The organism is Candidatus Cloacimonadota bacterium (assembly GCA_020532085.1).
Taxonomy (GTDB): Bacteria; Cloacimonadota; Cloacimonadia; order Cloacimonadales; family Cloacimonadaceae; genus Syntrophosphaera.
In genome coordinates this window covers 13,889-25,521 of sequence record JAJBAV010000026.1, presented here as the reverse complement: position 1 = coordinate 25,521, position 11,633 = coordinate 13,889, and the positions used below count along the sequence as shown (strand labels likewise).

General features: G+C 57.2%; 10 protein-coding genes. 7 read left to right on the top strand and 3 right to left on the bottom strand.

Going from position 1 to position 11,633, the window contains the following annotated elements; translation table 11 throughout:
* Window positions 1–286: 286 nt before the first annotated feature.
* Window positions 287–1,072 (top strand): phosphatase PAP2 family protein, encoded by a 786-nt coding sequence (locus tag LHW45_07700; GenBank protein MCB5285456.1) that lies wholly within the window; start codon window positions 287–289, stop codon window positions 1,070–1,072.
* Window positions 1,073–1,148: 76 nt separating this feature from the next.
* On the opposite strand, the gene LHW45_07695 is transcribed toward LHW45_07700, so the two are convergent.
* The 3 genes from LHW45_07695 to LHW45_07685 all read right to left on the bottom strand — a co-directional run bounded on the left by LHW45_07695 (window position 1,149) and on the right by LHW45_07685 (window position 4,823).
* Window positions 1,149–2,891, bottom strand: a complete 1,743-nt coding sequence (locus LHW45_07695; GenBank protein ID MCB5285455.1) for an SUMF1/EgtB/PvdO family nonheme iron enzyme — start codon at window positions 2,889–2,891, stop codon at window positions 1,149–1,151.
* A gap of 95 nt (window positions 2,892–2,986) precedes the next feature.
* Window positions 2,987–3,610 carry a GyrI-like domain-containing protein gene (locus tag LHW45_07690; protein MCB5285454.1) on the bottom strand — a complete coding sequence of 208 codons (624 nt, stop codon included), beginning with the start codon at window positions 3,608–3,610 and terminating at the stop codon, window positions 2,987–2,989.
* A 184-nt stretch (window positions 3,611–3,794) separates the two neighbouring features.
* Complete coding sequence (locus LHW45_07685; GenBank protein ID MCB5285453.1) at window positions 3,795–4,823, bottom strand: OmpA family protein; 1,029 nt, start codon at window positions 4,821–4,823, stop codon at window positions 3,795–3,797.
* A gap of 342 nt (window positions 4,824–5,165) precedes the next feature.
* Here LHW45_07685 and LHW45_07680 point away from each other — a divergent pair, with 342 nt between their 5' ends.
* The 6 genes from LHW45_07680 to LHW45_07655 are packed head-to-tail and all read left to right on the top strand — an operon-like array spanning window position 5,166 to window position 11,623.
* The gene (locus LHW45_07680; GenBank protein ID MCB5285452.1) at window positions 5,166–6,032 is read left to right on the top strand and encodes a TatD family hydrolase; all 867 of its coding nucleotides are present in this window, start codon (window positions 5,166–5,168) and stop codon (window positions 6,030–6,032) included.
* A 4-nt stretch (window positions 6,033–6,036) separates the two neighbouring features.
* Window positions 6,037–7,272, top strand: a complete 1,236-nt coding sequence (locus LHW45_07675; GenBank protein ID MCB5285451.1) for a hypothetical protein — start codon at window positions 6,037–6,039, stop codon at window positions 7,270–7,272.
* Complete coding sequence (locus tag LHW45_07670) at window positions 7,266–8,825, top strand: DHH family phosphoesterase (protein ID MCB5285450.1); 1,560 nt, start codon at window positions 7,266–7,268, stop codon at window positions 8,823–8,825. The genes LHW45_07675 and LHW45_07670 overlap by 7 nt, the downstream gene beginning before the upstream one ends.
* Before the next feature lie 20 nt (window positions 8,826–8,845).
* Window positions 8,846–9,451 (top strand): phosphatidate cytidylyltransferase, encoded by a 606-nt coding sequence (locus LHW45_07665; protein MCB5285449.1) that lies wholly within the window; start codon window positions 8,846–8,848, stop codon window positions 9,449–9,451.
* Between the two features lie 11 nt (window positions 9,452–9,462).
* Complete coding sequence (locus tag LHW45_07660; GenBank protein MCB5285448.1) at window positions 9,463–10,419, top strand: glycosyltransferase family 2 protein; 957 nt, start codon at window positions 9,463–9,465, stop codon at window positions 10,417–10,419.
* Window positions 10,406–11,623: an ABC transporter permease gene (locus LHW45_07655; protein ID MCB5285447.1), complete on the top strand. Its 1,218-nt coding sequence runs from the start codon at window positions 10,406–10,408 to the stop codon at window positions 11,621–11,623. Before LHW45_07660 ends, LHW45_07655 begins: the two co-directional genes overlap by 14 nt.
* Window positions 11,624–11,633: the final 10 nt, after the last annotated feature.

Genomic DNA, 11,633 nt, shown 5'->3' with positions numbered 1-11,633 from the left:
TTCCGGGAATTTGTTACCCACTATGGATGAGGGGTGGTCGCAAGCGCCGCGGGATCTTCACCGGCTCTTTGCCGTCCCCCTCCTTTGCCCTGTCCCATTCGCCTCTCACTCGCCTCCCGCTTACTTCCCGCTTGTCAGGCGGGAAGTAAGCGGGAAGTCAAGGGGAAGTGAGGGGGATGGGGCTTAGGGCGGGATATTATTGCTAAATATCAAGTTAAAACGTTTTGTGCCTCCTTCGGCAGGATTATTGCTTGACGAAATAGCAGAGGTGGAAAAGGGGTGGGGCATGACAAGAAGATGGATCGTGGTCCTGGCTGTGAACTTGCTCTGCGCTTCCGCTTTGAGCGGGGAGGCGGAGAGCGGCCATTTCCGGCGGTATCTGGCCTCATATCCGTTCAGCGTGAAAGAGGCTGCAACGGCCCCGGCGCGCTGGCAAACCCAGGATTGGCTCACGGCGGGCGGAGTGGTCTTGGTGGCAGGAAGCCTGGTTTGGGCCGACCCCCAGATCAGGGATTTCACCCAGAACCACAGGATCGGCTGGAACGACGCCGCCTTGCACGGCTTGGGCTACGCGGGCGACAAGTGGATCCTCTTCCCCGCGGCGGGGGTAACGGCTTTGGCCGGCTGTCTGGCCGGTTCCGACAAAAGCGTGGACACCGGTTTGCTCTGCCTGAAAAGCATGCTCCTGGCCTCCGCGGCCAGTGAGGGCCTGAAGCTGGCCAGCCAGAGGCAGCGTCCTGGCGGGGCCAGTGACGGAGATTTCTGGCCCGAAGGTGGTTTTTCCCTGCGCCACGATTCCTTTCCCTCCGGCCACAGCACGTTGGTTTGGAGCGTGGCGCCGGTACTGGCGGAGCAGTATTCCGAACAAGCCTGGGTTGCCCCTTTGGTCTATGGTCTGGCAGTTTTGGCATCCTGGTCCCGGGTGAACGGGGATGAGCACTGGGCCAGCGATGTTTTTTGCGGTGCCGTGATCGGTTACCTCTCCGCGCGGCTGACCTTGAACAGCACTCCCCGCATGGCGTTGACGCCCGCCCCCGATCTGAAGGGGATCAAACTAAGCCTGGAATTTTAAATCCACCGCGGGATTGGCCGGGCCTACCGCACCGGGCCACAACTCCCGAAAACTTTTCTCCGAGGGGCTTACAGCTTTATATGCTGGAGCGTACCAGTCTGAAGCCCAGGTTGGAGTTTTTGTAATCATATGAACCTTTACCGCGGTCTGATGTGCGACAACGTCCTTCATTTCTGTTCCAGGCTCCGCCGCGCATGCAACGTATATGATCCGCTTTGGTCCCGCGGGGGTTTTCGTAGGGGCTGGCGCTGTAATAATCCTCACCGTAGCTGTCCCAGCACCATTCCCAAACGTTTCCGCTCATGTCGTGGAGGCCAAGCTCATTGGGGCTCTTTTTGCCCACGGGACGGGTGCGGCCGGCGTCTGAGGAGTTGGAGAAAGCCACTTCGCTGATATCATTGGAGCCGCTGTAGATGTAACCCTGGCTGTAGTTTCCGCCGCGGGCGGCGAATTCCCATTCCGCTTCAGTGGGCAGCCGGTAGCCGTTGGCCTTCCAGTCGCAGGTGGTGCTGGCGCCTTTGATCCTGTAGCAAGGTTCGCGGTCTTCACGCTCGCTGAGGGCGTTGCAAAACTCCAGCGCATCCTCCCAGGAGACGTTTTCCACAGGCAGCGCCCCTCCCTGATTCTGGGAGGGATTGTTACCCATCACGGTTTCCCAAAGGTCCTGGGTGACCTCATAATTGGCGATGTGGAAACCGGAAACCAAAACGCTGTGCACCGGCAGTTCGTCCAGATCGCCCTGTTCCGAGCCCATCTCGAACTCGCCGCCCTGCACGGCCACGAAAGTTGATGTTTGGCGCACCCGCTCCAGTTCACGGGCGCCAGATTGGTCTCTGAGCGCGAAAAACACTGCCAAACCGACGGCCAGAACCAACCCGAGCGTTATCCACAAACCGGTTTTGCCACCTTTCCTCTTTTCGGTGAAAGCGGCTTCGGGCTCGCTGGGAATTGGCTCCGGTTGCGGGTACAGGGGCTGGGGCTGGCTGGCGGGATTGGGAGCCTGGAAAGTGTTCGGGTCCGAAAAAGTGTGCGGACGCTGTTCCCTGTCCTTTGCGGTGAGGCGGCGCAGCAGGGCCACGGCGCGTTCGCTGATGTTGGGATAAACATCGCGGGGGTCGGGAACATCCTTGTTGACGATGGCATCCTGGATGTGAAAAGTGCTGGAGGTGTCCACATTGAAGGGCAGCTTGCCGCTGAGCATTTCGTAGAGGACGATGCCGGCGGAATAGATGTCGCTGCGGTGGTCGATGTCCTTGGCGGCGATCACCTGCTCCGGGCTCATGTAATAAACTGTGCCGATGGTGTCGCCGGTTTGGGTGAGGTGGATGTCGTTCATGAGGCGGGCGATGCCGAAATCCATCACCTTCACGGTATCGCCGTTTTGTGTGTCCACCATGATGTTGGAGGGCTTCACGTCGCGGTGGATGATGCCTTTGGCGTGGGCATGGGACAGGGCGTCAGTGATCTGGTGGAAGATGTTCAGGGCCCGTTCCTCGCGGATGGGGCCGGTGGCGTTGATCAGCTCACGCAGAGTGATCCCGCGGGCGTACTCCTGCACCAGGAACCAATTTCCGTCTTCCTGGAAAAAGTCTTTGAAACCCACGATGTTGGTGTGGGTGAGCAGATTCTGGATCTGCGCTTCGTGTTTGAAACGCTCGGAAAATCTGGGGTCGCCGGTAAGGGCGGGATCCAGAAATTTGATCGCCACCTCCCGGTCCAGATAGATGTCCCGGGCCAGCCAAACCTCTCCCATGCCGCCCTTGCCCAGCTGCCTGACGACGATGTAATCCCTTATCCGGAACCCCGGGTTTATATTCATCTGTTACTCCTGTGCTGAATTTTGATGCACCCATCCCCTGTCTGCCACAAACGGTTTGGCGCCATCCGGGCAGGCTTGAACGCCAGGCCGGGCTGTTACTCCTGGATCTGTTTCAGTTCCCGGAGCTCAGCATCCCGCGGAGCTTCCTCCAGCTCGGGTTTTTGCACGGGGACCCAGATCTCCACCACTGATTCCTTGGAATCTTCCTGGAAGCGTTCATCATAGACTTCAAACATTTCCAGTGACGCCGGTTTGTAATTGGTGGTGGCCAGCCATTCGCCGTAGATGTATTCATAGGCTTTGCCGATCTCCTGGACGGGCCCCACGTATTCGAACACGGCGTAGTTTCCGCCCGGGACCTTGTGCATTTGCAAGCCTTCCGGCAGTTCCACCTGCTCCTTCACCTCCAGACCCACAAAATAGTTGTAGCCCTGCATGGTGGCAGGATCGAACTTCTCGCCGGGATAATAGATCCCGTAGAAGCTGTTGTTCACTGGCTCCGGCAATTTTTCGTGCAGGGAGAAAAACTTGGTCCAGAGCTCCATCATGGCCTCGCCTTCCAAGGCGTTTTGCGCCTCCAGCCCCATCACGATGAAGGGCTCGCGCGCCTCCATCCGGGTCTTCATCAGAGGTTCTGTTGCCTCGGCGGCAACAGCCTGCCCCGCCAGCGAAACCACGGCCAACGCAGCCGCCAGAAAAATCAAGACACGCTTGTTCATGGTATCCTCCACTATCATTTCATGACAGCCGGCAAACTAACAGAGGATGAATTTGACGTCAAGGATTTTTTTATCAGGCTTGCGTGTGAACGTGCCTCCAGGCCATTTGCAGACGGTCTGGGCGAGGACGAAAAAAAAGAGGCCCCGGATCAGGGGGCCTCTGTGAAGCTGGGGTTTAAACAGCTTACTTAACGATCACGAACTCGATGCGGCGGTTGAGAGCGCGGCCTTCAGCAGTGGCGTTGCTGGCGATCGGCTTGTTTTCGCCAAAGCCATTGGTGGTAAGGCGGGTGGCGGAGATGCCGTTTTCGACCATGTGGTCTTTAACAGCCTGGGCGCGTTCCTGAGACAGGGTGATGTTGTAGGAGGGATCGCCAACGTTGTCGGTGTGGCCCTGGATCTCCAGTCGCACGTTCGGGTGTTTTTTCATGGCTTCGATAACTTCCTGCAGCACCACTTTGGCGTCGCTGGTTAACTTGGAGCTGTCAAACTCGAACTGCACTCCGTCGAGGGTGAAGTCCTGTTCCATGCTCACCACGTTGCGCAGCAGGCGGGAAACGATGGCATTGCTGCTGCCGCCCTTCTTGCCGAAGGTGTAGCCAATGCCCAGGTAGGGCATGAAATGGGCATCCTGGAATATAGGGTCCGGTTCAGTCCAAGTGTCAACTTTGTCACTGACAGCGTGATCAAGCTGCACGCCGAGATCCAGGTCGATATTCCATTTGGTTTGGAAGGAAAGGCCAAGACCGGCTGTGGGGGCCAAAAAGGCGAATCCGCCATCGATGCCCTGTACTGCGTCATTGTTGTCAACATAAGCCGCACCAACGCCGATTTGTGCATAGGGGGCGATGCGATGGAGAGCGCCATCTTTGAAATTGATGACGGCACCCTTGGTGGGACGGAAACGGGCCTGGATCTCTGCGCCGACGATGTCGGTTGCGTAAGGAGGCAACACAGGAGTAGTTCCAGTGGCTTCCAATCTCGTGTAGTAGGGGTAAATACCCATGCTGACGTAGTCTTTCAGCCAGGCTTCGTAGTTCAAGCCGGCCATGAAATGGACGTCTTTATCATGGCTGTTGTTTGTGTCATTGTAATCGTTCAGCGGGTGGCTGCAGCCAAAACGCAGGCCGACAGTTTGTTCAAGGGCGAACATGGCCGTGGAGAAGGCCATCAATGCAAGGGCTATTAATAGAATCTTGCTGGTGTTTTTCATTTTGTACCTCGTAGTGTTTTAAATATCGAATCTTCCTCCCCCAAACTCGCTTTTCTGTCAACCAAATTTTTTCTTTCGACATTTTAGGTGGTCTGTGCAAGGCATTCTGCAAGCCGGTTTAAGGCCACTTAATCAAGCCCTGCCCGGGTACGGGATCGTTGCCCTGTTTCGCGCATTCTTACAAGACGGGCCGGGGCGCTCCCGGGGTTTGTAAGACCGCTTGGGTCTGCACGGTTAATGATGCCCCGGCATCAAACCGGGCCGGGATTTCTTTTCAATTGACAAGAAAGCGGTGTCTTGTTTTTCTTGTTTTAAATCTAAATCAGGGATAAAACGCTGTAAATGAAACTGTTCGAAACGCATGCCCATCTCGATCTGCCGGAGTTTGACGCCGACCGGGAGAGCCTGATCCATAAATGCTTCGATAGCGGGATCGAATATATCATCAACATCGGTTTCAACAAAGAGACCTCGCTCAACTCGCTGGAACTGGCCAAAAAACACTTGCACGTCTTCGCCACGGTGGGCTTTCATCCCCACGACGCCACGGATTTTGACGCTGAACTGATCAAGCGTCTGGTGCGGGACAAGAACGTGCTGGCCATCGGAGAGATCGGGCTGGATTTTTTCCGCAACTACTCGCCCTTTCCTGTCCAGCGCGAGGTTTTTCGCAATCAAGCCTACCTGGCCGTGGATTATGACAAACCCATGGTGATCCACAACCGCGAAGCGCACCAGGAATGCTACAGCATCCTCAAGGAAGTGCAGGCCAAAGATGTGGTCTTTCACTGCTTTTCGGGCGACATCATCTTTGCCCAGCAGGTGCTGGATGAGGGCTGGCTGATCTCCTTCACCGGCAACGTGACCTACCCGAACGCCAATCTGGAAGATGTGGTACGCATGATGCCGATGGACCAGTTCATGATCGAGACCGACTGTCCCTACCTGACTCCGCATCCGCACCGCGGCAAGCGCAACAGCCCGCTCTATCTGCATCTGGTGGCGGATAAGATCGCCGAGATCAGGGGCATCACCCCGCTGGAAGTGGCCCAAGCCGCCTACGACAACGCCTTCCGCTTTTTCCGGGTGCCTCCAGATCCAGTGCGTCCGCTGTCCAAAAAAAGCGGTTCCAAAGGCGGCAAGTCATCCAAGACGGCCAAAACGGGCAAAACCACAGCCAAAGCCAAAGACAAGAAAAAGGACAAGTGATATCTTGAAGACCAAGCTTCTGCTACCTCTGCTGCTTCTGATCAGCCTGCCGCTGCTGGCTGGGAACTCCGCCTTCGCCTTCGAGGGCAACGCTCTCCGCTATTACGGCAACGACATCTACAGCCTGGGCATGGGGGATACCGGGGCCAGCGACGTGTTTCGGCTCAACTCCGGCTATGGCAACCCCGCCATGCACAATCTGAACAACCGCAGCCTATTTTCCACCGGCCTGATACCGGGCTACAACCATTACAGCTCCAAAGACTCGCTGGGCAACAAGTACAGCCATCTGGACAATTCGCTGGACTTTCCCTATTTCAGCCTGAGCATCCCGATCAAGCAACATCGGCTGGGATTTCAGTTCAGTGCCCACTCCTCGGGAGTGGTGGCCAACCAGCGCGAGTTCGCCATCATAGAAGCGCCTGATACGCTAACGGTTACGGAAAAGCATTCGATGGACCGCTACATCTACCGCGCGGACTTGATCTACAGTTTCGCCTGGGGACGCAACAGCGTGGGGATCAGCGGCAACTACTATCTGGGGCATGAGATCCGCAATTTCCAGCAGGACGCGGGTTTCGAGGATTTCAATACTGAAGAGGAGATCGTGCGGGATTACAAGAATCCCGGTTTCACTCTGGGCTATATCCGGCGCCAAGACAGGTTCGCGCTGGGGGCTTACTATAGCCTGGGCGTGAACATGAAGGGCGAGGAGGTGCGCACATCGATCCACGCCACTGAAGATCCCCTGCCCTACGAGCACAGGATCCCGCCAGTTTATTCGGCCAGCGTGACGGCACTGCCCTATCCGGAGTTCAAGCTTGCGGCGGACTTCCACTATGAGCCCTGGCAGGCGATCGACGCCGTGAAATACACCGACAGCTGGAAAGCCGCCCTGGGCTTGGCTTATGAGCCTGCAGTCCGGGAGGAGCGCCAGGGTGTTCTCAGCCTGCCGCTGCGCGCGGGTGGCTCCTGGCGTCATCTGCCTTTCCAGGCAGCCGGCCACGAGGTGAATGAACTTGCCCTCAGCCTGGGGGTGAGCCTGCCTCTCAAAGGTGAGGTAAACCGCATTGATATCGGCTTTCAGTACAGCCGCCGCGGCGATCTCGATCAGAACAAGCTTTTGGACAATTCCTACCTGCTGATGTTCGGTTTCACCGGCTTCGACATCCTCTCCAAGGCCCCCGACCGCACCGCGCCGCGGGAAATTCCGGAAAAGGAAGACTTGGGAACATGGTAGACGCTCATCCAGACTCGGATCCCAACAGTCTTTTACGCCAGATCTGCCTGAAGCGCGGCATCAGCCTTGATAGCTTGTCCGCCGGCTTGGAAACCCTGCCCGACGAGGCTCTGCTGGCAAACATCAAGCCTGTGGCGGAACGCATCTCCCGGGCTATGTTTGACAACGAACCCACTGTGATCTTCGGCCATGACGATCCGGACGGCATCACCAGCACCTACGTGATGTACCAGTTTTTCAATGCCTGCGGGTATCAGAGGCACAATTACTTCATCCCCAACCGCAACCTGGAGTCCCACGGCATCCAGGACAGCTTCGTGAATTTCGTGCGTGAAGGCGGCTATAAACTGGTAATCACTGTGGACAACGGAATTTCCAGCTATCAGGGGGTGGAAAAGCTGAACCAGCTTGGCTGTGAGGTCGTGATCACCGATCACCACCTCATCCAGCCGGAAACCCTGCCCAACGCCCATGCCATTCTAAACCCTCAGTTACCGGGCTGCCAGTATCCCTTCAAAGCCCTGGCCGGAGTGGGCGTCGCCTTGATGCTTGCCCGCTGGCTGGGACGCTCTTTGGAGCACAAGGTTCCTCTGTCCTCCTACTTCTGGACGGCCGTGGGCTCAATCGCGGACAAGGTTCCGATGACCGGCCTGAATCGGATCATAATCCGGCACGTGATCGATCATTGGGACGAAATGAACGATCCCAGCGTCGACTTTTTGCTGCGTAACCACAAACGTATCGAAAGCGACATGGATGTGTTCAATTTCATGCAATACACCTCCCGGCTGATCGCCAACGGCCGCGAGAGCAACGGCCAGCACACCGCGATGCGCTTTATTTTGCAGATGGGCGATGCCAAGGCCGAGCTGTTCCAATCCATGGAAGCCCAGCAAAAGAAATGGGAAGGCGAGTTGAACCGGGTCTTCAGTTTTCTGGACAGCGTCACCGCCGGTTTCTCCAGCCACGCTTTCATCTATTTCGACGACGAGGGCGTGATCCCATATCCCCTGCTGGGTACAGGCGCCACCTACGTTCTGGGTAAGTTGGGGATCCCCGCCATCCTGCTCAAGCAGCACAACGGCGGCATAGTTTGCGAAGGACGCTGCGGAGACGGTTTCAACATGGTGGAAGCCTTCGCGTATTGCAGGGAACACCTGAAACAGTTCGGCGGTCACGTGAAAGCGGCTGGCTTCACGCTGGAACCTGACCGTTACGACGCCTTTCTGGAGTGTTACAACCACTATCTGGCGGTGAACCTGGGTTCCGGCCCCACTCCGTCCCAGGAGGAGCCGGATGCCTGCCTGGGCCTGGACCAGTTCACCCTGGACAATTGGCGTGGCCTGGAACAGCTGCTCCCCTTCGGCCAGCAGCATCAGGAACCCCGCATCCTGGTGCGGGACACCCGGCTGGATGAGTTGCAGAAACTTTTCCTATTTGAACACGGCAGTGCTTCCCTGCCCCTGGGCCAAACCGGTAACGCGCTGCTGCACTGGAGGGGTCCCAAGCTGGTGAAGATCCTTTCTTTTGATCCAGCCGCTGCCCCCGCTTGAGGCTTAAGCGGAAAGACACCATGCTCCACGTAAAGGAAACCCTGCGTAAAAGCATTCACCTCTTTTCCTTGGTGATCCCTTTTGGGTACAGGTTTATCCTGAAAGACAACCGCAAGCTGATGTTCTACGTCATGCTCGCGGCTCTCGCGATAATGCTGGTGATAGAATTTTACCGCTTCTGGCAGAAGAGTTTTCGCAAAACATTCTGGTGGATCTTCGGCCTGATGCTGCGCCGCCATGAACTGCGCGACTTCACCGGCGCCACCTATCTGCTCTTTTCGGCCATGCTTTGTGTGGCCTTTTTCGAGCCGGTGATCGTGTTCTTTGCCTTGTCATTCCTGGCTTTGGGGGATACTTTCGCCGCCATGGTGGGCATAAATATGGGCAGGCGCAAGGTTGGCAATGGCAAAAAATCGCTGGAAGGCAGCCTGGCCTGCTTTGTGGTTTGCTTCAGTTACGCCCTGCTCTTCGGTCTCCATCCGGATTTCTATCTGCACCCGGTGGTGGCGTTCACCGGGGCACTGGCTGCCACCTTGGCCGAACTGAGCCGCCTGCCGGTGGACGATAACGTGGAAATGCCGCTCGTATCGGCGCTGGCGATGACCCTCGCCAAGATCATCTTCTGACAGGAGCATGTATGTTGCTTTCTTTTGTGATCCCGGTTTTGAACGAAGAGGACTCCCTGCGCCGGCTCACCGCCGAGATCGTGGCCAACTGCCAGCCCCACGCCCATGAGATCATTTTCATCGACGACGGCAGCCGCGATAATGGCTTCGCCGTCATGGAGGAACTGGCCGCGTCCGATCCCCACATCCGGATCGTTAAGTTTCGCCGCAATTTTGGCAAGGCGGCCGCCCTGCAGTATGGTTTCAGGCTGGCCCGGGGCGAGGTCGTTTTCACCCTCGACGCCGATCTGCAGGACAATCCTGTGGAGATCCCCAAATTCCTGGCCAGGCTGGATGAGGGCTGGGACCTGGTTTCCGGCTGGAAACAGAAACGCCACGATCCCCTGCACAAGGTGATCCCCTCCCGGTTCTTCAACTTTGTAACCGCACGCACTTTCCGCCTCAAACTCAAGGATTACAACTGCGGTTTCAAGGCCTACCGCAGCGAGGTGGTGAAAGAGCTGAACCTGTATGGGGAAATGCATCGCTACATCCCCGCCCTGGCCAACTCCCTCGGCTACCGCATCACCGAGATCCCGGTGGAGCACCGCAAAAGGGAGTTCGGCCGTTCCAAATATGGCCTGGAACGCTATCTGCGCGGCTTTTTCGATCTACTCACCGTGAAGATGGTCACCCAATACGTGAAAAGCCCGCTCTACCTGTTTGGCCGGGCAGGACTATTATCCACCTTGCTGGGTACGGCGATCATGCTCTGGATGGCTGTTCTTAAGATCTTCTACGGTCAGCCGATCTCCAACCGGCTGCCGCTGTTCCTGGGTATCACCCTGATCCTGGGTGGCCTGCAGTTCATCTCGCTGGGCCTGATCTCTGAGCTCATCGTCAACCGCATCTCGCCCCTGCGGGGATTGCCCGTTTCGGTGGAAAAGACCGTGAACGTCAGCGCGGAGGAACTGCGTGAATCCTGCTGAACGGCTCTTCATCGGGCGCTACATAAGCGATCCCAAGAGGAATCTTCTCCGTTTCAGCTTCCTGTTCATGATCCTGGGCATAGTGATCTCCGTGGGTATCCTCACTGCGGCGCTGAACCTCTTCGAGGGTTACGAACGGGCCCTGAAATCGGTGCTGCTCGATTCTTTCGCCCACATCCGCGTATATGGGGCCGGGGCCGGATCGCTGCCGGATTCGCTGGCCACCGCCACCCTCGAAAAACTGTCTCCGCGCCCGGAGATCAGATCAGCCGTGCCGGTGCTGAGCAGCAACCTTATGGCCCAAAATGGCGGCAAGGCCCGGGGTGGCATGATGCAAGCCTACGCCACGGGGAAGGGGGAGGCCGCGATCCATGCCAAATATGTGGCCCAGGGTTCCGCTCAAGTGGCCCCGGGAGAAGTGATACTGGGGCATTATCTGGCCCGTGACCTTGGCCTGGCTTTGGAAGACACTGTGCTGGTATCCTTTCCGCGCCTCGATCTGATCACTCCGCTGGGCATGTATCCCAACCAGCGTTCACTAAAAGTCACAGGCATCTACAACTCGGGTTTTTACGAATACGACCGCAGCCTCATGATCGGCAGCCTGGCCGACCTGCGCGCTCTTTCCGGCCTGGCCTCAGGGTTCAGCAACATCGAACTGCATCTTGGCAACGCTTTCGCGGATGACGCCCAGCGCCTGGCCGCGGAATACGACCAGTTGATCGGTCCCGCCGTTTACGCGGCACCGGTGGTGAACACCACCCTGTTGAGCATGGTGAAGATGCAGAAATGGCTGATCTTCATCGTGTTCAGCTTTCTGGTGCTGATCGCCGGGATAAACGTGATCAGCGGCGTACTGACCCTGATCCTGGACAAACGCAACGAGATCGCGGTGCTCAAGGCCCTGGGGGCTGGAGCTGGCACGGTGCGCAACATCCTGGGCTACCAGATTACTTTGGTCTGCCTCGCCTCGGTGATTTTGGGGCAGCTGTTCGGGTTTCTGCTTTCTTGGCTGATCGTAAGGCAAAACATCTATAAACTCAAGGGAGATGTTTACTTCATCGACCGGCTCGAGCTTTACGTGTCGCCCTTCAACCAGGTCCTGATCTTTGCAGTTGCCGCGCTGCTGGTGACCCTCTGCGTGCGGATCCCCCTGCGCAGGATCGACCGGATGCGCACTATCGACCTGCTGCGCAATACCTAGGAGGTGAGAA